Source organism: Bifidobacterium sp. LCP19S3_E9, from assembly GCF_052121135.1.
GTDB classification, from domain to species: Bacteria; Actinomycetota; Actinomycetes; order Actinomycetales; family Bifidobacteriaceae; genus Bifidobacterium; species Bifidobacterium thermacidophilum.
Map to the genome: position 1 here is coordinate 30,118 of NZ_JBQKEV010000003.1, position 23,114 is coordinate 53,231.

Sequence of the window (23,114 nt, forward strand, 5' to 3'; positions counted from 1 at the left end):
AGACGACGGCACGCATTTGGTGACGCAATGGTAAGAGGAAAGGTCGAGGAATTATGGAAATACGGAAGAAACGGCTGGCGGTGGTGTGCGGACTATATGACGGTGGTACGGAAATCGCCATGGTCAGGTTGCTTGAGAGGCTTGACTATCACGATGTTGATGTCACGCTGATCACCCAGGACCCGTCAGGCCCCATTGAACCGCGTATCCCCCCCCCCAGGTGCATGTGGTCCATCTTGATTTTTCCTCGGACGCTGCGCGTGCGTGGGCGTTGAATGATTTTGCCGGCCTTTCTTCGGTGAAACGCGCTGCAAGCCGTTTGGGGCGCAAAATCCTCACTCTCGCCAGTTCGGAACGGCATAATAGGTTGTGGGACGCGGCTGTGCGCGGCATTGCGAACATTCCCGATGAGGAATTTGACTTGGTCATGGACTTCATGGGATACGGCAGAATCACCACGGCGATCGGCGCTCGTCTGCGTGCCGGGAAACGCGCGACATGGCTGCATGACGATCGCATGGAATGGCTTCATTATTCCTTGCCTTATTTGCCTCGCTACGACAAGGTGTTCTGCGTATCGCAGGCGGTGAAAGACAGCTTCACGGCCAAGGCTCCGCAATATGCCGACAAAGCCGAGGTGATGTACAACCAGGTTGACGTGGGTGCCATTCGGAACAAGGCGACTGTGGAATTGGCGGATCCGCGTTTCACCGGTTCCAACATTATTCTGACCTTGGGGCGTCTCGAACCGCAAAAGGGTCTGGACATAGCGATCAAGGCTGCGGCTTTGATGCGCGACCGTGGTGTGGACTTCCACTGGTATGTGCTTGGCGCGGGAAATTACCGTGCGGAATATGAACGGCTCATCGCGCAGAACAACCTCGAATCGCGTTTCCAGTTGCTGGGCAAGGTCGGCAACCCCTACCCCTACATGCGGAAGGCGGATATATACGTTCAGCCTTCGAGATACGAGGGTTTTGGCCTTGCTGTCCAGGAGGCCAGGATTCTTGGTAAGCCGGTCGCCGCTTCCGATATCGCCTGTATTAAGGAGCAGATAACGGATGGCCGCAATGGTCTTCTTTTCGCCTTTGACGAGCGGGACATGGCTGATGCTGTTTCGAAGCTGCTGGAAGACCATGTCATGCAGCGGAGATTCCATGAGGCATGCGAACAGGAGAGCTTCGATTTCTCGGATCAGCTCGACAAACTATGGGAACTCATGCGATGAACGTGGAGATAGGGGCTGCGGCGACTATAAAGTGCCTTCTGCTTGGATGAGATCGTGCACGTGATCATTGGCGGGAATGGTGGCAGAATCACTTCCTCACCAATGATCACATGCACGGAACATTAGCGATGACGCAAACGATTGACGAATTTGGCATACGCCAAAGGAGAGGACGCTAGACAGAACAGAAATTTGATTTTTTGGAGCAATGATGAAGGTTGCTGAAGACAGATGAGACAAAATTTTCGCCCCCGAATCGATAAGGATTGCAAACGTTGACGCGCCTGCATATCACCACGCAAATTTTTTTCTGCCACAACAAAGTTCTTTAAGATAAAATCAAGAATGTCCGGAAGGCATTCAGCAAAACCGTTTTCATCGAGGAATAGGAACCGTTGGCACAATGCTTCGATTTTGTCAAGATTCCTAATGGAATATTTCTTGTTCGTGATGCTGTCATCATGCTGCACGTAATGGTAAAGAACATCATTGATGCATGCGACACGGCGGCAGCGGACGACCAACTGTGCGAACACGAATTCGTCCTCATTGATTTTACCGACAGGGTATGTGAGATCATCCCAAATTTCGCTTCGGTACAGTTTGTTCCACGCCACGATAGGCTTCCAGTGCTTCCAGCATAAGTGCATCGCATAGAACATGTACTGGCGGCTAGTGAGCGTTTTAGTCTCAAAGTCAGGATCAGTCTCTTCCGTGGGTGCATTGCCGTTTTCGTCTTCTTTCCGGACATTGCAGACCACCATATCGGCTTGTTTAGCAAGCGCGGTGTCGAGCATGCGCTGAACGTAATCATGTTCGACGTAGTCATCGCTATCCACAAAACAGACGTATTCGCCCTTGCGTAGCCGCAATCCTGTGTTCCTTGCCGCGGATAGTCCTGCATTTTGCTGGTGCACGACGTTGATACGGCGGTCCTTGGCTGCCCAATGCTCGCAGATGGTTGGAGCTTCATCGGTTGAGCCATCATCGACGAGAATGATTTGCAAATTATGATAGGTCTGCTCAACGACGCTCTGTATGCAGGTATCAAGCCATTTTGCAACATTGTAAACAGGCAAGATGATGGTGACCAAAGGGTTTTGCGTTGCCTGTTCGGTCGGCGCAGGACAGATGCTGGTTTCGGAAAATACCTCGGTGGATTGGTTATCGTGCATGGAGTTCCTTATAGTGCGAGTATATAACGAGGGATATGCAGTAGCTGGAAGTTCAGCGATGCAGAATGCGTTTGAGCATGCCTATGAACCATGCGTAGAGTGAGAAAATTCTGGGAGAGTGGGTTCTCAGCAGCTTTGTTATCATAGTGTCGCGCATTTTCTGTGGCCGGACATGTGTCGCACATTCGATGACGACAGGGTCGGTAGCGATGCCACGGATGAATGCGAGGCGTGCGCGACCGGTGCAATCATGCTGATGACCATAAAGGTTACCGAGAATGATGTCTAGGTCATAGATGAAACCTAGACGGTGCCTATTGAGATAGCCCGGATTCCAACGCTGGATGGTGGGAAGGAGATGCCGGTACACATCACGACGATCAGTGAACCATTGCGTTTTGAATGAGCTCATGGCACTGGTGCCGCGGATGATGTACCGATACAGGGCCTGCGGCACACAGCTGACTCGTTTCGTCTTCGTGTACAGCTGGAAGTTGAATATGGAATCCTCGCCGACGATCACCCCCACGGGGAAACGTGCTCCGCATTGTTCGATGAAGGTGCGTTCGAATAGTTTGCCCCATGGCGCGAAGACGTAACTGGCGTCGACCAGCTTGCCAAACCATCCGATGAATTCCCTGTTGGTATTGGTTGAGAAATCATAATAGGTGTTGTGCCGTAAGGGTTTCCACTCATTTTGCACCATATGCCCATCCCAATTCGCGCAAAAAACGATTTGGCTGCGGTTGTGCATCGCCCGATCCAGCATAATTTCCACTGTATTCGGTTCGATCATGTCATCGCTATCGATGAACATGACGTATTCGCCTGTGGCATGGTCGAGACCGTTGTTACGCGCTACTGATACGCCGGCATTGGACTGGTGCATGGCGTGGACTCGCAAATCCTTATGTTCCCATGTGTCGCAGATGGAGGGAGTTCTGTCTGTCGAACCGTCATCGATTACAAGGATTTCCAAGTTCGTGTATGTCTGACGGACAACGCTGGACATACAGTCGGGCAGAAAATCCTCGGCGTTGTACGCAGGAATGATGATAGTGACCAGAGGGGCTGATTGCGACTTGGCGGGTGCGGGAGATTCGCTAATGACAGGTATCGATTCTTTAAATTGCCTGTTGTTCATGCTTGTCCTCTTCCATAACAGGTATGTATGAAGAAGAATGGTTTGTGCGGTTCATCCGTAATATGCCTCTCGCTTTCATATGCCATATGGACTTCTAGAAAGTCAGTATAGCTAATAGGAGACTACAGTATATAGGGGAGTGCAGGGAATGGCTAGGATGTTGTAGGTCTTTTTATTGGGGTATTTGGCCCGTTGTTTTATTGTCATCGGGGAACCGCATAATAAAAAGGGTAATGGCAAGGTGGTCGGCGGATACACTAGGTTGGCTGTCTCCCCTTCATGGGGGGCAAAAAGCTTGATGAAGCCGAAACCCTGCAAGTGTTGACAGGGATGGTTTGAGACGTTGGGAATGACAAACGCTTGGCGATTAACATGATTGCCAATGTCGTCGCATTCGGCGTGCAGTTTGTACTTGAGGGTTTAAATCGGTTCCGTGAGACGTTGAATACTTGGGACATTAGACGATAATTGTGATTGTTTTATTGGCTGATTGGAGAGTCTAATATGTCGGACACGCCGATTCGGGTGTGCTTGGTCTCGCCTGGTTTGCTGCCTGTTCCCGCGACCCAGGGTGGTGCCATCGAGACGTTGATGACGACGCTGATGCGTCAGAACGAACGTTTCCATCGTATGGATTTGACGGTTGTCTCGCTTGATGAGCCGAAGGCTCGCGCATTGGCCGAGGAATACCGTTCGACCCATGTCGTGTTCCTGCAGAGCCCCGGCCTGCCGTACAAGGTGGTCAACCGGGTTCGGAACCTATGGAACAGGAAGAGGCGTTCCCGCGTTTCCGCGTATTATGCGAAGGCATTGGTGGAGGTCAAGAAGGCCGGCCCGTTCGATGTGGTGGTCATCGAGGGCGGTCCGTGTGATGCCATGGCTCCGTATGAGGATTATTGCGGCGACGCTTTGACGTACCACCTCCACTATGATCCGACGACGCCGTTCCATAGCACGGGATATTCGCGCGTGATCGCGGTGAGCGACTACGTGGCGAACTCCTGGAAACATAATTGTCTCAATCCAGTGACGGATGTGCGTGTCGCACGCAACGGCATCGATATTTCCAAGTTCCAACGTGAGTTCACCGAGGAGGATCGGAAGGCGGTACGGGCGCGGCTCGGGTTTGCTCCCGATGATTTCGTGGCATTATATTGCGGCAGGATCATCGATTCGTTGGTGGATGCGCTTAGGGAATTGAACGGCGACTCCAGGAGACTGGAATCGATGTCGCAGGCGGCGTTGCTGCGTTCGCGGAAATTTACGGAAGAATCCTTTTATCGTGAATTCGTGGAGACGATAGGCGAGTAATAGGCTGAATTATGGGAGATAAGAAGCAACTGCTTGTGAACATGGTCGCAAGCTTGGTGAATTTCACGGTTTCCGTTGGAATCGGTCTGGTGCTTACGCCGTATATCGTGCGTAACATCGGCGCTGAAGCCTATGGGTTCATCGGATTGGCGAACACGTTCGTGAGCTATGCGCAGCTGCTTACCATCGCATTGAATTCGGTGGCCGGGCGCTTCATCACGGTTGCATACCATGAAGGCGATGATTCCAAGGCGAACGGGTATTATTCGTCCACACTTGCGGCAAACGGCGTCATGGTCGCCGTACTGGTGGTCGTCGCGGTTCCGGTAGTGACGTTCCTCGACAAGCTGGTGAACATCTCTCCACATCTTGTGGGAGACGTGAAGGCTCTGTTCGTCTTCATATTCCTGAATTTCATGCTTTCGACCATCGCTACGGTGTATTCCGTCGCCACATTCGTGAAGAACAAGCTGTATCTGAGCAGTATCGCGAATCTCGCGTTTTCCTTGGTACGTGTGGTGGCCATGGTCGCGCTTTTCGGGATTTTGCCGCCAAAGGTCTACTACGTGGGCTTGGCCGTATGCTTGGCGACGGCGGTGACGACGCTGATGAATCGCTCGTATACGCGCAGATTGCTTCCCGACATTTTCTTCGACAAGAAATCGGTGTCTTGGCTGAGCATTCGTGAGATGCTTTCCGCCGGCGTGTGGAACGTGGTCACGAAACTCCAGCAGATTATGATGTTCGGATTGCAGTTGCTGGTGGCGAACCTGATGATCAGCCCGTATCTTATGGGCATGCTCTCCATCGCCCAGACTGTTCCGAACCAGATCAGCGGACTGATGTGGACTGTGTCGAGCCTGTTTTATCCTGAACAGACGAAATACTATGCGCAGGGCAAGCATAAGGAACTCATCGAAGACCTCAAATCGGGTATGAAGGTATCCGGTTTCTTCACGAATATTATTTTTGTGGCGATGCTTGTTGCAGGATATGATTTCATGAGTTTGTGGCAACATGGTCAGGATACGGAGCTGTTGTATCAGTTACTTACCCTTACCATGCTGGGCTTGCTGATTTCCGGTGTCGCTACGACGTTGCAGAATCTGCCGTTGATTGTCAACCGTTTGAAGAAGTATTCTATTGGATGGCTCGTCTACAGTGCGATATCCATGGTCGTGCTGATTGCTTTCATTGGGATTCTTCCGAAGTGGGGCGTCTTCCTTGTAGCTGCGATTCCGCCTCTGTTCGAGATACTGGCGAATGTGACATTTGTGCCGATTTATGCCTCTAGGTGCTTGGGCATCGGGAAATTCGAGTTCTATCCCATCTATATTCGGTACTTCGCCTCCACGGCGGTGGCTGCCGCCGTCTGCTGGGGAATCAGGCACGTGTTCGCGCTGGTCGCCAATGGCTGGGTCTCGCTGATTGCGACGTGTTGCCTCTATGCGCTGGTCACGATGCTCTTGGATGTGCTGCTATTGCTGGGAAAGAAGGAGCGTTCCATGTTAGTGGGTATGCTGAGGAGGAAGCTGCATATCGGCTAGTTTTGCAATTTGCCGAAAGAGGCCGGTGCCGAAATCGACAACGAGTTCAGCGAGCACCGCCATTTCCGTTTGATGTTGTGCAAGGGATTTAAGGATTATATGGATAATTGGCCTTTCGCTGTTTGGTGTGGGTGAAGCGGGTTAGGCGGTGACGACGGTCGGGTAGTTTTGGTGGCATGGATACCACGATGCTGTTCACCGCCGCCCTGCAGTTGCCTGACCCATGGAGGGTGTCGGGCGTAGAGTTCCGCGATACCGACGCGGGTGGGCGGGAGCCGCACATCACGATTGGATACGGGCCCGGCTCGCGTTTCCACTGTCCCGATGCGGGATGCGGGGAGGCATCTTGCCCGGTATATGACACGATGGAACGCACGTGGCGTCACCTGAATTTCTTCCGGTACAAGGCGTTCATCCACGCCTCCGTGCCACGGGTGGCGTGCCCGGAGCACGGCGTGAGGACTGTGACGGTGCCGTGGGCGCGTCCGGGCAGCGGCGTCCGTGCTCCTGTTTGAGGCGATGGTTGTGGAACTGGCGAAAAGCCAGCCGGTCGCGGACGTCGCCGTACAGGTCGGCGAGCACGACACGAGACCGTGGCGGTTCATAAGGCATTACGTGGACGAGGCGCGCCTGTACGAGGACTGCACGGGCGTGGAAGCGATCGGCATCGACGAGACCAGCTGCAGGGGCCACCGGTGTATCACCGTCGTCGCCGACCTGACGGAGCGCAACGTGACCTGCGTGATGCCGGGCGAGGACTCGACCACGGTGAAACGGTTCGGGGACGATTTCATGGCGCATAGCGGCGACCCGAACCGCGTGCGCCTGGTGACGTGCGACATGAGCCCGGGATTCGCCAGGGGCATCCGCGGCCGCTTGCCCAACGCGGCCAAAACCATCGACAGATTCCATGTCATCAAACACGCCAACGAGGCCGTCGGCAAGGTCCGCAAGGCCGAGGCCAGGGAGAGCCCGCTGCTCAAACGCACGAAGTGCCTGTGGTCCGGGAACGAGTCCAACCTCACGGACCCGCGGCTGGAGGTCAAGCGCAATCTGGCGAAGCGGCGGTCGAAGACTGCCAGGGCGTGCGGGATGCGCGAATGCCTGCAGGGCATCTACGCCGACAGCGTCAACCGCACGGAGGCGGAGGCCGGTGTCAAGGCATTGTGTTCGTGGATGATGCATTCGCGGCTGGAACCGATGAAGGCCCTCGCCGGACAGTTCCGACGGCACTGGTAGGACATCCTCGCCTACTCTTCGACCATCGGTGCGCCAACGCGATCCTCGAAGGACTCAACGGCATCATCCGGCACGTCAAAACCCGCTCCCGCGGCTTCAGGAACATGGACTGCTTCAGCACCATGATCTACCTGACCTGCGGCAAACTCGGCCTCAACACCGTCACCGCCTGACCCGCTTCACCCACACCAAACAGAGAAAGGCCTTATTTGATGATCGTCAACGGGGTGATGTCTGTCATCCTCATCCCGCTGATCGCGGACTCCGCGGATTATGCCCCGTGCGCGGTGCCTGGCACCGACACTGCGGTCAGGCGGTCAACTGGGCACGCAACATGTTATTTACTCTTCCCGTGACGGCCCGTTATCGGGGCCTTAGACATTCGGCTACGTTGTTTGTTCGTGTGCACCACCGGAGCCTAGACGGAAACTTTATCGGAATGCTGATATACCGGGTATATCATCGAGGATATACAGTTTTGCCACTAAGAAGGTAGTTTATGGGAAGTTCTGATTTTACTCCACATGTCGAAAACATCGGTAATGTATTGGGACGTAATGATAATTGGTTTGATATTCCACGTTATCAGCGTGACTATGCATGGGACAAGAGAAATATCAAGACTTTTTATGATGATATAGTTTCTCGTATTGGTGCAAACAACACTAATCTTAGTATAACCCCATACTTTCTTGGTACCATCCTTCTGCTGGGGAAGTGGGATGATTCCCACAAACGTTTTGACGTCATTGATGGACAACAGAGATTGACAACCATGTATCTGTTTCTTGGGGCTATGATGAGAGTGGCGGAAGAAGTCGCAGGTGATGGGAGTAATTCCCTGAGTCAAGAAGATCGTGATACCCTCCATGCTTTAGCATCAAGGATTTTGAAGCAAAAGCTTAAGACTCAGGATATTAAAGAGTCGGATATTAAAAATACGGTGCAAATTAATACAGGAAGTGATCTTTTTGAAGATTTGATTTTCGGGAAGGGGGACGCATGGCACAATCAGCATCCTTGTTGCGATGCAGAAAAGAAACTTATTGAAGCTTATGCATTCTTTTATAAGAATCTTGCTCCAGAAGAATTGTCTAAAAATATTGTCCATGTAGATGGTGCATCGTATGCAGAATATCTGAATGCAGTATATGAACAAGTGATGTATCCCACCGTTATCATTATTGCGGTCAGTTCAGAAGAAACCATCAATGAGATATTCGAAGCAATCAATTCCAAGGGAAAACATCTGGATTCTGTTGATCTTGTCAAAAACGCTATTTTCAATAAACTAAGTTCTCAGCCACAGGATGAAGCTAAGAAAGAGTGGGGAAAAATTAAAGAAAATCTCTCTAAAGAGAGCAAAGGGCTCGATGATGAGCCGTGGCTGTCTATGGCTGAATTCTTTAAATTATTCTGGACCGCTACGCAGTCAGGTAGAGGATCTGACTTGTATCAGAAATTTGAGAATGTATATGGGAACGCTAGTGTCGATGAGCTAAAGGACTTTGTGCATCTTGCTACTCGATATTCTAAGGTGTATGCCGATATGAATGGGCTGAGTAATTATTTTGTTTTCCAAAAAGATTATCGTGAATATGTGAAAAGTGATCTCATCGCAATGAAAGAGCTGAGATTTACGCAAGCAATGGCATTAGTGTCGACATTGGTGTGGGCATATGAGCAAAATAAGATAAAAGCTAGGTTTCTAGTAGAAACGTTGGATTTTCTTCTTGCGTTCAGTATCATATGTTCAATGTCCAATACGCCGTCAAACAAGCTGACAAAATTGTATAAGAAATGGGCAAAATCCATTTTCCATGTCAGCCAGGCATCAGGGAAAAATATGCAGGATGTTGCAAATTGCGTCAAAGAGATGAAAGAAGATTTAGCTAAGATTCTTCCGGAATGGTCTAAAAAGGATGTTGCAAATGCATTGAAAGAGCAAATAAAGGACTTTTTATACACTAACAAGACTGTAAGTCCTGATTACAATTCCAAGGCCAAGATTCGTGTGAGGGCAATCCTACGTATCTTGTTTGTTGACAGCGTGAAGAAGTGGGATATTCCAGCCAATTACAGTTGGAATATTGAACATATCATTCCAGATGAAGACTCTAATGAGTCTTCATCTGGGACACATCAGCTTGGTAATTTAATTTGGTTGGAAAAGCAGATTAACAGTGAAAGCGGGAACGACGACCCGGCCAGTAAAGCTATTCGCTACAAAGAATCACGTAATAGAGAATCCAAACAAATCCTTGTTGACAAATTGCCTCAACGTTTGGCGAAGGCGAAGAAAGCTGAGCGCGATGAGATTATTGCTCAACGTTCTGTGGATATAATGTGGCGTTTTTACAATTTTGTATATCGTGAGAATCCTTCATGTCTCAAAGATTAACAATCCTTACCGAGATTGATACGCACGCCCTTGCCCAAGCCGATGCCCTTTACGAACTCGGAACCCTGTGGAACTCTCCTTTGACTACCATCTCTCACTGTCGATTATATGGAGGAGACGAGAAACAAACCGAGAGTAGAAGAACAAGTCAATCATCTGCCGATTCGGCCCAATCGAATCGAAATCATGATTACACTTCGACAGAGTGGAATGAGATGAATCCTGTATGCACTCACCATATTTAGCGTTTTCGCCTTAGATTAACCACTAGCAGTATGGAGCGTCTTTTTATTGGACAAAAAATTCTACCTTTGGTAAAATATCCATCTGTTAAAAGCCACCAATGCCTCTCACTGAAGCACACTAGGGTGGCATTTTTCTTGCTCGAGGGGGCTCCATGGCAAATTCGCATGACGGCAACGCTCAAGTTCTTTCCTACCCGCAGCACCCACAAAAAGATTTTTCGGATCTGGCAGTCACTCTAATTAAGAACGGCCTGGGCGGAGTAGATGCCGGGACCCTTGAACGCCACCTCGAACAGGTTGGCTATTTTCGTCTAAAAGGATACTGGTATCCATTCCTTGGCCCATCCTCCTCATGCGACCACAAACATGTCCTCCCGTTCAGAGAGGGGACACAGTTCCAGCAAATCTGGTGCAGATACACGTTCGATCAGGAACTGAGAACTCTCGTGTTCGACGGCATAATCACCTTTGAAATATATCTCAAAAGCTTTCTCGCACACGAGCTTTCCTCGTTTGGCGGCGAATTTGGATATACCAAACCTGAAGGATTGCCTGAGCTCAGCTTTGATGACTATCTGGCATGCATTAACTCGTTAAGAGCATCGTTCACGAAATCCAATCTGCCATACCTTAAACATTTCAAAAGAACATATAAAGACCCATTGCCGCCGTATTGGATGATAGTAGGCTGCCTAAGCTACGGAACGTTGAAAGGGTGTTTTTATCAGGGATCCCCTGATTCTGTTAAAAGAAAGCTAGCAGCGAAGCTTCATATTTTTAACCCAAATACCAATCCCGCAGTACATGGAGACATCAAGATTCTCTCAAATTGGCTGGAAACGATTAGGCAAGTCCGCAACATGGTTGCACATCATGATCGTTTCTGGAACGAGACCAGTACCCGTATCGTTCCGAAGCTGCCTAAGCATCGGAGCGGTTTACACGCCAATGAATGGTGGGGTAACGATTGGGACGCTTTCAGAACGGACTCTACCGGCCCCGCCGCTTTCCTCACCATGGAAAACTACCTGCTGCAACAAATCGATGGCTCCGCATGGAAGAACAAATTCATCAGCCTCATGGACCGCTATCCGGAAATTCCTGCAACGGAAATGGGATTCCCCGAGGATTGGCGATCACTCGCATTGTGGTCATGACGACAGGCGCGCACCGTCCGTGGTTCCATGCTCCCCTTGATCATGATTTGCAAGCGTCCTCCGGAGGTCGGCGACCGCGCGATTGCTTGACGCGATCGTAGTTGAACCAGTGGATGCACTCGTCGATCAACGCGAGCACCTTCCCACGGGTGCGCTCCTCCCACCGCTCGGGGTAGACGGACCCGGCCCTTATCCCGCCGAAGAAACCCTCCGCGGCCGCGTTGTCCGGCGAACAGCCCTTCGCGCCCGTCAATCCCGCCAGCCCGAACCGCTCCATGAGTTCCGGCCATCCCGGCCACCCATGGTGACGGCCGCGGTCGGAACGCACCAGAGGACGCGCGTCCTCGGACAACGTGGCGGCCGCCTTCTCCAGCATGGTGTCGGCGGGCCGCGTGTCGGGGCCGTATCCGTCTGTGTAGGCGACTATCTTGCCGTCGTGGCAGTCGATCACCGGCGAGAGTGTCTTTCGTCAAATAAATCTGCGTGTCGTCACCAGTTAATCTGAACACCGTCGGCGTTCAAAATGGACACCGTCACCGGCGGTCCGGCTGGTTCCCCTCTTTTCGTTTATCTCATCAGGGAGTGGCTGTTGCGGTACGACTCGCCACGGAACCTGACGATCCTTCCGTGGTGCACGATACGGTCGATGACCGCGGCGGCCATGTCGCCGTCGCCGAACACCTCGCCCCACCGTCCGAACTCCAGGTTCGTGGCGGACACCACGCTCCGCTTCTCGTAGGAATCCGCGACGACCTGGAACAGGAGCTTGGCCCCGTCGATGTCGATCGGCAGGTAGCCCAGCTCGTCGATGACCAGCAGCCTGGCGCGGCCTATCGCGCGCAGTTCCGCGTCGAGCCGGTTCTCGTCCCTCGCCCGCCGCAAACGCATCACCAGCGACGACGCGGTGAAGAACCTCACCGGCATGCCCCTCTCGCACACCAGCATGTCCGTGGCGATCGCCATGTGCGTCTTGCCGCATCTCACGTCGCCGTAGAGCACGAGTGGATTGGCTACAATGTATTAGACAGTCCGATGAGGGACGAATGACATGGGATTGGAGGCCGACGATGGCCGACCCGAAACAGCCCCGCCACCACGACGGGGCGTTCAAACGGCAGACCGTGCAGTCGTGCGAGAGCGGCAAGCCCTCCCGGGAGATCGGGGCCGGGCACGACATCGCGCGATCGACCCCGCGGCGCTGGGTCCAAGGCATCCGCAACAGCGGCTCCACCCGGGTCATGGGCAACCGCACGCCCGACCGGCGGTTGGAGATGGAGGCGGACGTTTCAGAACAAGCGGCGCCGGTATTCGCACGAAGGCAGGCATGATACGGGCCAACGCCGCCCGATACCCGATATCAGCGCAATGCAGGATACTGGGCGTTCCCCGCTCCACCTGTTACTGGATGACCGGGCATCCCGGGACGGAGCATGTGGATCCGATCGCCAGCGACGTGCGCGCGGTCCGGCGAGACAGCTGCGAACGCTACGGCGCCAGGAAAATCAAAGCCGCCCTGGAAAGGAGGGGCGTCACCGCGTCCAGGAGACGCATCGGCGGCATCATGTGCGAACAGGGCATGTGGGCGCGTACGCGCGCAGACGGTTCAAACCGCGCAACACGCGGGCCGACGAGGCCAGGCCCGCGAACCTGCTGGACCGCGAGTTCGACGGCTACGCCCCGCACACGCGTCCGGCGGGCGATCTTACCTATGTCCGCGTCGGCGGAGACTGGGCGTACGTGTGCCTGCTGGCCGGCCTGGCGGACAGGGGAATCGCCGGCCATTCCGCCGGCCATTCCGCCGGACGGCCCCGGGACGCAGGCCTGATGCTGGCCGCGTTCGCCGCCCTCGACTTCCCGCTGACGGACGTCCAGGTGTTCCACACCGACCGGGGCAGCGAGTTCGACAACACGAGGATCGACGAGCCGCCGACGTGTTCGACATCAAAGGATCGCTGCCGCGCAGGGGCAGCTCCTACGGCAACGCCGTGGTCGAGTCGACGGATAGGCTGCTGAGGAAGGAGCTCGTGTACCGGAACCACTACACCACGGCCGGGCAGCCGAGGCGCGGCCCCGACTGCTGCGTGTGGTGGTCCGACAACCAGCGGCTCCACTCCACCCTCGGATACCGGAGCCCGAAGGAATTCGCCGAACAGGGACTCGTCCTCTAAGAAACCGTCCAACACACCGTTGCCAATCCAGGGTGTATGATTTGTCGCGGAATGTTGAGCGGAGCAATGAGGCTGGTTTGGAGAAAGAGGGATCAGTCATGGATGAGTGCGAAGTTAAAGGTGTCACTGATATGACGGATTCTCAAGAAGTGAAGAATGTCTCAGAACAGCAGGACGCTCTTGAACTGAAACCGCTGTATCCGGAATATCAGGCGGAACATCATAGTGAATATGTCGATGCTCTCAAAAGTGCCATAGGAAGTGATAAGAAGGGCAAGCTAAGAAATATAGCGATATCTGGAACGTATGGTTCGGGAAAGAGCAGCATCCTCGAGAAAGTGGTCGAAGACTTTGAAGGGGTAAAACCGTGTAGCACAAAGAACATTTCGCTTGCTCCGCTGGCATCCTGTTGCGGTAATGCTGAATGGCGATTTGATAATAATGAAGATGGGCTTGGCTCTGAGGTCCATACAGATGGTTTTTCGACAGACGCTCAGACGAATTGGATTCAGCGGGAGATTGTGAAGCAACTGTTGTACGGTGTCGATCCGAAAGATGTCCCGCTCTCTAGATTTCATCGGATTCATGAGAAGAGCAAATGGGAGAAGATAGGGTTTTCCTTGCTGACGAGTGTATTCCTGACGATGTTGTTGGGGACGTTTTTCGGTGATGATTTAGGTAAATTCGGGCAATCGCTGTTGTCTTCCTTGCCGTTTATCGATAAATGGGCGATAAGTCCATCAGAGAAGTTTTTGCTAGGCTATGTAGTCTTGCTAGTGCTTCTTTTCGCAGCATCATGGATGATTTGTTCTTATCTTCTAAAAAGCAATTTGAAAATCGGACAAGTTAACGTGAGCGGTGCCTCGTTGAAATTGGATCAGGGAGTTGACTCATACTTTGACCAGTATCTTGATGAAATTGTATACCTATTCGAAAAATCAAAGATCGAAACCGTGATTTTCGAAGATCTCGACCGATTTAAAAGCCCTGAAATCTTCGATTCATTACGTGAATTAAATCAGATTCTGAATGACGATCCAGTTATTACTAGGGAAAGATCTCGTCGAGATGGAAGAACCATCCGTTTTATTTATGCAATAAGTGACGCTGTGTTTGATGATCAATGTATCAAGGCCTCGGAAGAAACGTTAAGCGAAGAAAGGCGAATAGGAGCTTTCTCTCGTGCGAAATTCTTCGATCTTATTATTTCAGTAGTTCCGTTTGTCAGTTCAAATAATTCCTATCAAACGGCACGAAACGCTCTAGGCGATGAAATCACTCGAATAGACAAAGTCGGAGATCTACTTGAAGACGTCGCCGGTTTTGTTCCAGACCAGCGTACTTGGATAACGATCCGCAACGATTTCATCATGTACAGCAGAAGACTGCATGTTAACCTGGATGAGAAGAAAGATGAGGAGAATGCTCTTGGACTATCCGCCGCGCATCTTCTCGCATTTTTGATTTACAAAAACTGTTATCTTGCAGATGCGGAAAAGATGCGAGAAGGCAACAGCAAGATCGATAAAATATATTCGACTGCACGGAGCATTTCCACAGATAACATTTATAGGCTATCCCAACGGCGCAAAGACGAGCAAGAAGAGTTTGAAATGGCTTATGAGTCTATAGATTTTGATGATGACATCAGTCTGCAGGCAGGGGATGCTCTCAAACAGAGGTTCTGTAAAATTGAAAACCGCATTGAAAATCTGAGAACAGGTGATTGGAAATATCTTCTGAATGATAAAGCCTACGAGATAGATTTCGAGGGTCCCGACATGTCCGGCGATTCGAGCCGCCAGACATTGTCTCAATTTATCCAAGACGATCTGCATGAACAGGGTACGTTGCTATCAAGTTTGATTGCTGGTGGTTGGATCGCTCAAGATTACAAGCTGTATTCCACGATTTATTCAGATGAAGGCATGTCGAGGAATGCTCTAAATTTTGTAATACACAATATTGACGAAAATAAATCTGATTTCTCTTTTCCTCTCAACGATGCGGATGTGCAGAATGTGCTGAAACGTGTGCGACATCGGGATAGTTCTCTCTTCGGGCAGGCGTGGATGCTGAATATCAGTATTCTCAACTACCTTCTGAAATCAAAAAGAGATGACGATAAAAAGACACTACACATGGTTATTTCGTATCTATCCAACTTGGATGGTATGACAAAGGTTTTCTTGCTTGCATTTCTCAGCGATGAGAAAAACAAAACAGCTGAAGTCCTTGAAATGCTTACATCGAACTCATGCTCGGAGATACTGACATTTTTGACGAACGATGTTGCTCCGTTGATTGACACTATAACTTTGTGTAACTTCCTAGACGTTGTACTGCGTCATCTAAAGAAGGGAGTTCAATACGAAGTTTCCGATACTTCCAATACTTCCAATACTTTCAATAATTTCATTCAACAGCATTGGGAATCTATCGCCGTACTCAAAGATGGTTCCCTGAGCGAAGGAGAAGCAAAGCGACTCGGCAAGGTGCTGCTTGACTCTCACTACTCCGCTCCAGATCTGTCTTGTTTGAGTGAACCATTGCGCAGACTCCTCGTTGAACATGATGGGTATGATTTCACCAGAAGCAATCTTCTTTGTGCGATTAACGATTTGCAAGGCACGTTTGCAAAGCATGAAATGCTCGCTCTGAACCAGATCAGAAGCATTTCCACCCCCGTCTACCGATACGTCATTAAGAATGTCGACAAGTATCTTGACTTCCTGAAGGAATCTGAATATGCGCTCGACTTCGTTGATGGGACTGTTGCCTCGGATGTCGATTCAGATATTGTTGCAGTGTTGGGCGACTCCGTCCGCTCGATATTTGACACTCGCGAATCAGAAGATAAATGGGTGGAGCTTGAGCAAGTTGTTAGCGGAATAATCAAGAAGCATTCACATACTGCTCGAATTCTTCATTTTGAGTCGGACGAATTAAAGAACAGACTTTCTTCGGGAATTGACGATGAAACACGGAAACGAATCAGCGTTTCTTATGTCAATGAGTTACTGCGGAATGATGCGATTTGGTTTACTCCGATGAATCTGCAGACCGTGTTGGAGTCTGTTGGGGATACCGAGGAGTCGGATGCGTGCGGTGAGTGGCTAAAGCTGCATTCTTCCTTTGAATCAACTAAGGAAGAACCAGAATTTGACAGGGGAAATCTTGCGGTCAAACTGTTGAACCTGCCTCTTGATGTTTACAATGCGAAGAAAAAGGAATCGCTGGTTCGTTCGTTGCAGCTCGAATCACCACTTTCGGATGAGCAGGTTTCTGATATTAAAGTGGGTGATTCCAAAGTATTCGATCTTAAACGTGAGCCCGATGCCTATGCGCGATTGTTGGATGATAAATCGATTATTGGCGACACTGAAACCGCTTTTGGAATGATTCCTGATATTTGTTGGGAAGCACGTCGAACGTGGATGCTGCGATCTGCAAAATTTATTACTTACTTATCGCCGAATCTTCTTGGACCGAATGAGGCATGTAGGATCATCGCCGATGAAGATACTCGTCTTGAACCTGTGCTGCAGAAGATAGTCGAGGATATGTCTGTTTATATTCAAGATGCGGATTTCGATTATCTTTTGGAAGCGGCAAAGGCGTGGATGAGTCATTCCGGCAAAACTGTAGACAAGGATAGAACCGAATTGTTCGACGAGCTGGCCACCAAGGATGAACGACTGCATGGAGTAAAGGAATTGTGGGAACTCGGACTCGAATCGAATCTATGCGTAAGAATGATTAATCGAGCGTTTGACGAACAAGGTATTGACGATGCCAATATTGGCGTGGCTCGAGAGATCATCCAGCATCTCGATGTGCCCTATAGACAGTTATTCAATGATAAAAATCGTACCTTGAATACTGATGATGAAAACTTTGTCTCGTTGATTGCAAAACTGAATCAATACGCTAAACGAAGTGGTATTACCTCAGAAGACATATGGAGAAATCCTCAGGAAAAAGATGGATTTACCAAATATACCGTGGCCTTTTCTTCTGTAGAAGAACTTAATGAAAAGATTGATTTACTGCAAAACCAATCAGCAATTAATAATTGAGCCTCGTTCGTCTTTGCATGCGTTGTTTTGTTATGGAGGGGCTGTGGACGTTTTCTTGGAGATGGTCACGCAGCCATTCCCTGGCTTTGACGGTATTGCACCGGACCCATCCAACCGAGCGACCGTTTGATGCGCCCGTGGTCGTACCAGCGGATGCAGTCGTCGATCAGGACGAGCACCTCGTTACGGGTACGCTCCTCCCAACGCTCGGGATAGACGGATTCCGTCTTCATGCGCCCGAGGAACCCCTCCGCGGCGGCGTTGTCCGGGGAACAGCCCTTCGCGCCCGTCGACCGTGCCAGGCCGTAGCGGTCCATGAGCGCCAGCCAGCTGGGCCACCGGCAGTGGCATCCGCGGTCGGAATGCACCAGGGGATGCGCCCCCTCCGGCAGCGTCTCCGCGGCTCTTGACGAGCATCCTGTCGGCGAGCCCGGCGTTGGGACCGGAACCGGCCGTGTATGTGACGATCTTGCCATCGTAACAGTCGACCGGCGGGGAGAGGTACACCTTCCCATCCCTGGCCTTGATCTCGGTGATGTCCGCGGGCCATTTCTCGTTCGGCATCCCAGCCGTGAAATCGCGGTCGGCGAGGTCGCCGGGAGCCGGCGTGGTCTCGCCTTCGCATGAGCCGTACCCGCGTCGTTTGGGAACATGCGCCGTCAGACCATCCTCGGCCATGATCCTGCGGAGCGCCTTCTCCGAGACGCGGGTTCGGAGCACGGCCCTGACCCTGCGGTATCCGTACCTTCCCTTGGAAGAGGCGAACGCCTCCGCCACCTCCCGCATCACCGCGTTCCCCAGTTCCGGCTCCTCGACCCTGCGGCGCGGGGCCTCGGCGTCGCCGGCGGATCGATCCCGTGTTTGTGTTCAATTAGTTGTTGCGGGTTTAGTCACGATGATTTTTCGGGTTTAGGCAGAGCATGCCGATCACGGAATGGCCTTAACTGGATGGTGCTTGTATCTCCGCCAGAAAGGACCGGAAAGGATTATGACCGGCATGCCCCAAGTACAGTCTATCCGTCGTTTGCGGCGGAACGGGGAATCCGTCGCGTCGATCGCGCGGAAAACACATGCCGGCGGAGCCGACGGTGCGTAAGTACCTCGCGAAGGAGAATCTGTCGGCCGTGCCGTCGTCGGGGAAGCCGCGCGCGTCGGCGGTCGGACCCGTATCTGCCCGCGGTCGCAGCAGTGGCTCGCGGAGGATCGCGCGAACTGGCGCAAGCAGCGGCATACCGCGACCAGGATCTGGGAGCGGTCGGGGGACGAGCATGGCATGGTGGTCTCCCTGTCCACGGTGACGCGGGCGGTGGCGCGGCCCGGGCGCGGGTTCGCGGCGGAGCGTGACGAGGCGTTCATGGACCTGGTATGGCATCCGGGCGAGGCGCAGGCCGATTTCGGCGAGGTCGACGTGCTGTTGCGCGGCGTGGTGCAGCGGATGCATCATTTCGTGCTTGATTTCCCGTATTCGAACGTCGGTCTGGTGCAGTTGATGCCGGGCGAGAACGCTGAGTGCACGTGCCTGGCGTTGCGCAACCTGTTCGAGTGGCTGGGCGGTGTGCCGGAGCGGATCGTGTTCGATAACGCCGCCGGCGTGGGCCATAAGGGGTACGGGGAGCGCGAGCCGCGCCTGACGCACCTGTTCCAGGCCTTCCAGGCGCATTACGGGTTCGATTGTTCGTTCTGCAACCCCGTATTCCGGTCATGAGAAGGGCGCGGTGGAGTCCAAGGTCGGCATGGTGCGGCGCAAGCTGTTCGTGCCCCGGCCGAGCGTATGGAGCCTGGAGAACTGTAACGCCGGGCTGCCGGACCGGTGCCTGGAGCTGGCCACGAAACCGCACTGCCGCAAGGACACGGAGGAACGTGGCCTGTTCTCCGAGGACCGTGCGGCGCTGCTGCCGTTGCCCGGGAAGCGTTTCGACGTCGGCCGCGTGGCGGCATATGAAGGCCGACCGGTACGGCGTGGCCGCGCTCGAGGGACGGCATCGTTATTCCGCGGACCGGGCGAACGCGGAGACACCCAGTCGGACGAACGGCCGGACGAGCCGCACCATGCTACTGCCGTTTCGTGCGCGACTGCCACCACCAGCTGATGACGTCAAGAATCATACCGGCCGCCGTGATGATGATAATCGGAACGTCGTGACCCCTGACGCCGAAGACGATCAGCAATATACCGAGTGCGATTTGCGCGATGAGCAAGCCTTTGTCCATGTGTCCCTCCAGATGTTGTGCTCTTGCGACGATAGTCCTAGGGGTTCGGTAGCGGCGTCAGCGTCCCGGGTAGTGGTCCCGCGCGGGCAGGATGCGCAAATCGGCTCGCTGTGGTAAAGTGCTTACTTGTATGTGCGGCTTTGCCGTGCATCTGCGGATGTAGTTCATCGGTAGAATGGAAGCTTCCCAAGCTTCAGAGGCGGGTTCGACTCCCGTCATCCGCTCTCGCGATCGCGGTACCGGCTTGGTGCCGCGATTTTTCGTATCGCGCCAGGCTCCTGCTCAGGACTGCGTGACTCCCGGGCGACCGCCGCCTTTCCAAACTGGTTATGCTGGCGGCTTGCTGGACGCAGCTAGCTTGTCTGATTCCCCAACTGGTTACGCTGGAAAGCCTGTGAGCGCAGCGAATTCGTGATACGGCGAGTGAGCGGTTGGGTGACAAACGGTTCTCACCTTGAGTGGCTTATCCGGGAAGCGCGCTCATCTCACATTACCGGCGTCCGTTGCGCGTTACGGTTGTGTGAGTGAATCCTCACACGGTGGCCTGTGGAGGGGCGGAAACTGTGGGTTTTTGAGGGGGCGGTCCGGGTGTCAGTGTGTGAGTGAATCCTCACACGGAGGCACCTGAGATCGTCAGGCTTGCTGATTTCAGGTGCCGTGCCGTCCATTTTGTGCGTCAATCCTCACACAACGGCCGGTGGCGAGTGGGAAACAGGCTGATCTGGGTCTTTGGGGTGCCATTGTGTGAGCCAATCCTCACAAAGACACGCTTTGGGTGGCCTGATTCGCTGATTCGGGCGCTCTACCGCCCGCGATCGTACCGGTCCATGAGCCGCAGTTGTGCGCTCCACGGCAGGAATCGCGCGGCGAACAGTCCGGCTTTCACCTGCCAGGTCGGCACGATGATGAGCTTGCCGGCCAGCGTCTTGTCGATCGCGTATCGCGCAACCGCGCGGCTGGATGCGCCCGGCGTGAGGAATTCCCCGCCCGCGGTCGCGTTGAAATGCGTGTCGACCGGTCCAGGGCACAGCGCGCTCACGGTGACGGGAACGCGGTCGCGCCGAAGCTCCTGCGCTACGGCCAGCGTGAGTTTGAGCGTGTAATTCTTGGTCGCGTAGTAGGTGGCGAGACGCGGTCCGACCAGGAATCCGGCGGCGCTGCATACGTTGAGCAGCCGGCAACGCCCGTCACGTCTGAACTTGCGGACGAATAGTTTGGTGAGCACGTGGTAGGAGACCACGTTGAGGTTGATCATCTCGAGCTCGCGGTCCAGCGGGGTGTCGGTGAAGTCGCCGAACAGGCCGAATCCGGCGTTATTGACGAGCAGGTCGGTGCGTTCGTCACGGTAGCGCGCGAACAGTTGCTCGCACGCGCTACGCTGCGCCAGATCAAGCGCGACGGTTTCGACCGTGATGGTTTTGCCGTGCGCGCTTGCGATCCGCTGCGCTTCTTGCGCTACATTGTCTAGACGCGCCTGATTGCGTGCCACGAGCGCAAGATCATACCCAAGTTCGGCGAGATACAGCGCCATGTCGCGGCCCAATCCGCTTGATGCTCCGGTGACGATTGCTTTCATTGCAGCTCCTTGTTCTGTTTCTGCCGACGCTGGGTGGGGTGTGAGTGTCGGTGGTGGGTTGATGGTGGCCGCTCTGAGACCTGGTTTGTGAGCGAATCCTCGCACAACGGTGTGTGGCGGACAGAAAATGACTGATATTGGTGTCCGAGGTGCCGTTGTGTGAGTGAATCCTCGCAAAGTGGGGTGTGGAGCGTTCGGATTTGCCGGTTTCGGTGTTCGTGCTACCCGTTTTGTGAGTCGATCCTCACAAAGTGGCGCGGTGAGCGTCGGTGGCGGGTCGGGTTTTGTTTCTGCCGACACTGACAGACATCTCAGCGTCGGCAGAAGGTTAATAGGACACCGCGTAGCCGGGACGCGTCGGGACGCGTCGGGACGCCGTACAGTCGGAACGGGACGCCACGTAACCGGGACGCCCCGTAGCCGCAACAACACGCATCTTGACTGGGACGGGACACCGCGCTGGGCCGGGATGCGCCGGCGCGGGAAGCCACGTAGCCGGAACCCAACCGCCTACTTGAGTCGCCGTCCTGCCGACCCGAGTCGCTCGCACGCTTCGACCACGCGCCGCGCCATCGAGTCCTCGGCTTCACGTCCCCACGAGCGCGGATCGTAGAACTTCTTGTCGCCTACTTCGCCGTCGATCTTGAGCACGCCGTCATAATGCGCGAACATGTGTCCGGCAATCGCCCTCGTGAACGCGTACTGCGTGTCGGTATCGATGTTCATCTTGACAACGCCGTGGCTCACTGCTTCGGCGATTTCTTCGGCGCTGGACCCGGAGCCGCCGTGGAACACCAGCGGGAACGGCTTGTTTTCAGGCACTTCTCCCGCGAATCCACGCCCTGCGGCATGCCCGGCGATCCGACCGTCCGCCACGGCTGCGGCGACCTCGTTCTGAATATCGCCCAGCAGTTCCGGCCGCAGCTTGACCACGCCCGGCTTGTACGCGCCATGCACGTTGCCGAAAGTGAACGCGGCCATGTAGCGCCCGTTTTCGCCCAATCCGAGCCGTTGCGCGACGGTCACGCCGTCTGCGGGCGTCGAATAGAGCTTCTCGTTGATTTCAGCACGCTGTCCGTCTTCCTCGCCGCCGACCGCGCCGATTTCGATTTCGAGCACTGTATGCGCGGCGACCGACTTGGCGAGCAGTTCCTCGGCAATATCAAGGTTTTCGGCGAGCGGGACCGTCGAACCGTCCCACATATGCGACTGGAATGACGGATCTTTGCCGTGCGCTACCTGATCCGCTTCGACGGCGAGTAGCGGCCGCACCCACTCGTCCAGATACTGTTTGGCGCAATGGTCGGTGTGCAGGGCGACCGTGTTCGGGTATTTCGCGGCGACCTCGTGCGCGAACGCGGCGAATGCGAGCGACCCAGTGACCCGGTCGTTGACCCGCTGCCCGGAGAAGTAGGCGGACCCGCCTACGGACACTTGGATGATGCCGTCAGACTCGGCGTCGGCCAGACCTTGCAGCGCGGCGTTCAACGTCTGCGTGCTGGTCACGTTGATAGCGGGGTAAGCATAGCCGCCGCGACGCGCCGCATCGAGCATCTCGGCATACCGTTCAGGGGTTGCGATAGTCATGATTCCATTATCGCTCAGGGGGTGCCGGATTCGCGTTTCGAATCCG

The 23,114-nt window shown here is 53.7% G+C and carries 13 protein-coding genes, 1 tRNA gene and 5 pseudogenes; 10 read left to right on the forward strand and 9 right to left on the reverse strand.

Annotation, left to right across the window (positions count from 1 at the left end; genetic code table 11):
• Window positions 1–226: 226 nt before the first annotated feature.
• Window positions 227–1,228, forward strand: coding sequence for a glycosyltransferase (locus ACTQYB_RS02075; protein WP_441495898.1), 1,002 nt, complete (start codon window positions 227–229; stop codon window positions 1,226–1,228).
• A gap of 122 nt (window positions 1,229–1,350) precedes the next feature.
• On the opposite strand, the gene ACTQYB_RS02080 is transcribed toward ACTQYB_RS02075, so the two are convergent.
• Both ACTQYB_RS02080 and ACTQYB_RS02085 read right to left on the reverse strand, forming a co-directional pair.
• On the reverse strand, window positions 1,351–2,403 hold the full coding sequence (locus ACTQYB_RS02080; protein WP_321046803.1) for a glycosyltransferase family 2 protein: 1,053 nt from the start codon (window positions 2,401–2,403) through the stop codon (window positions 1,351–1,353).
• A gap of 52 nt (window positions 2,404–2,455) precedes the next feature.
• Window positions 2,456–3,547, reverse strand: a complete 1,092-nt coding sequence (locus ACTQYB_RS02085) for a glycosyltransferase family 2 protein (protein ID WP_321046802.1) — start codon at window positions 3,545–3,547, stop codon at window positions 2,456–2,458.
• 504 nt (window positions 3,548–4,051) lie between these two features.
• Between ACTQYB_RS02085 and ACTQYB_RS02090 the strand changes: the two genes are divergently transcribed.
• The 5 genes and pseudogenes from ACTQYB_RS02090 (at window position 4,052) to ACTQYB_RS02110 (ending at window position 11,447) form a co-directional block, all read left to right on the forward strand.
• Window positions 4,052–4,858 (forward strand): hypothetical protein, encoded by an 807-nt coding sequence (locus ACTQYB_RS02090; RefSeq protein WP_321046801.1) that lies wholly within the window; start codon window positions 4,052–4,054, stop codon window positions 4,856–4,858.
• A gap of 11 nt (window positions 4,859–4,869) precedes the next feature.
• Entirely contained in the window at window positions 4,870–6,405 is a 1,536-nt protein-coding gene (locus tag ACTQYB_RS02095) for a lipopolysaccharide biosynthesis protein (RefSeq protein ID WP_441481734.1), read from the forward strand.
• Window positions 6,406–6,581: 176 nt separating this feature from the next.
• Window positions 6,582–7,817 (forward strand): annotated as a pseudogene (locus tag ACTQYB_RS02100) (ISL3 family transposase).
• Between the two features lie 326 nt (window positions 7,818–8,143).
• Window positions 8,144–10,045 carry a DUF262 domain-containing protein gene (locus tag ACTQYB_RS02105; RefSeq protein WP_337489749.1) on the forward strand — a complete coding sequence of 634 codons (1,902 nt, stop codon included), beginning with the start codon at window positions 8,144–8,146 and terminating at the stop codon, window positions 10,043–10,045.
• Window positions 10,046–10,442: 397 nt separating this feature from the next.
• The gene (locus ACTQYB_RS02110) at window positions 10,443–11,447 is read left to right on the forward strand and encodes an Abi family protein (RefSeq protein ID WP_441481735.1); all 1,005 of its coding nucleotides are present in this window, start codon (window positions 10,443–10,445) and stop codon (window positions 11,445–11,447) included.
• Between the two features lie 40 nt (window positions 11,448–11,487).
• On the opposite strand, the gene ACTQYB_RS02115 is transcribed toward ACTQYB_RS02110, so the two are convergent.
• Together ACTQYB_RS02115 and ACTQYB_RS02120 are read right to left on the reverse strand one after the other, a co-directional pair.
• The gene (locus ACTQYB_RS02115; RefSeq protein ID WP_441481736.1) at window positions 11,488–11,898 is read right to left on the reverse strand and encodes a hypothetical protein; all 411 of its coding nucleotides are present in this window, start codon (window positions 11,896–11,898) and stop codon (window positions 11,488–11,490) included.
• 116 nt (window positions 11,899–12,014) lie between these two features.
• A pseudogene (locus tag ACTQYB_RS02120) lies at window positions 12,015–12,458 on the reverse strand (ATP-binding protein); the annotation flags it as partial.
• A gap of 56 nt (window positions 12,459–12,514) precedes the next feature.
• Between ACTQYB_RS02120 and ACTQYB_RS02125 the strand changes: the two are divergent.
• Both ACTQYB_RS02125 and ACTQYB_RS02130 read left to right on the forward strand, forming a co-directional pair.
• Window positions 12,515–13,644 (forward strand): annotated as a pseudogene (locus ACTQYB_RS02125) (IS3 family transposase); the annotation flags it as partial.
• A gap of 48 nt (window positions 13,645–13,692) precedes the next feature.
• A complete protein-coding gene (locus ACTQYB_RS02130; RefSeq protein ID WP_441495902.1) occupies window positions 13,693–17,694 on the forward strand; it encodes a YobI family P-loop NTPase in 4,002 nt (1,333 codons plus the stop codon).
• Between the two features lie 65 nt (window positions 17,695–17,759).
• Here ACTQYB_RS02130 and ACTQYB_RS02135 read toward each other — a convergent pair whose 3' ends face one another.
• Both ACTQYB_RS02135 and ACTQYB_RS02140 read right to left on the reverse strand, forming a co-directional pair.
• Entirely contained in the window at window positions 17,760–18,170 is a 411-nt protein-coding gene (locus ACTQYB_RS02135) for an IS3 family transposase (protein WP_441481737.1), read from the reverse strand.
• A 220-nt stretch (window positions 18,171–18,390) separates the two neighbouring features.
• Window positions 18,391–18,480, reverse strand: a pseudogene (locus tag ACTQYB_RS02140) (IS3 family transposase); the annotation flags it as partial.
• A 211-nt stretch (window positions 18,481–18,691) separates the two neighbouring features.
• Here ACTQYB_RS02140 and istA point away from each other — a divergent pair.
• Window positions 18,692–19,717: pseudogene (gene istA, locus ACTQYB_RS02145) on the forward strand (IS21 family transposase); the annotation flags it as partial.
• A 29-nt stretch (window positions 19,718–19,746) separates the two neighbouring features.
• Here the strand turns inward: istA and ACTQYB_RS02150 are convergent.
• On the reverse strand, window positions 19,747–19,905 hold the full coding sequence (locus ACTQYB_RS02150; RefSeq protein WP_441481820.1) for a hypothetical protein: 159 nt from the start codon (window positions 19,903–19,905) through the stop codon (window positions 19,747–19,749).
• Between the two features lie 153 nt (window positions 19,906–20,058).
• On the opposite strand from ACTQYB_RS02150, the gene ACTQYB_RS02155 reads away from it, so the two are divergent.
• Window positions 20,059–20,129, forward strand: a tRNA-Gly gene (locus tag ACTQYB_RS02155).
• Window positions 20,130–20,707: 578 nt separating this feature from the next.
• Here the strand turns inward: ACTQYB_RS02155 and ACTQYB_RS02160 are convergent.
• Together ACTQYB_RS02160 and fbaA are read right to left on the reverse strand one after the other, a co-directional pair.
• On the reverse strand, window positions 20,708–21,481 hold the full coding sequence (locus tag ACTQYB_RS02160) for an SDR family NAD(P)-dependent oxidoreductase (protein WP_441481738.1): 774 nt from the start codon (window positions 21,479–21,481) through the stop codon (window positions 20,708–20,710).
• A 510-nt stretch (window positions 21,482–21,991) separates the two neighbouring features.
• The gene (fbaA, locus tag ACTQYB_RS02165) at window positions 21,992–23,068 is read right to left on the reverse strand and encodes a class II fructose-bisphosphate aldolase (RefSeq protein WP_015449627.1); all 1,077 of its coding nucleotides are present in this window, start codon (window positions 23,066–23,068) and stop codon (window positions 21,992–21,994) included.
• Window positions 23,069–23,114: the final 46 nt, after the last annotated feature.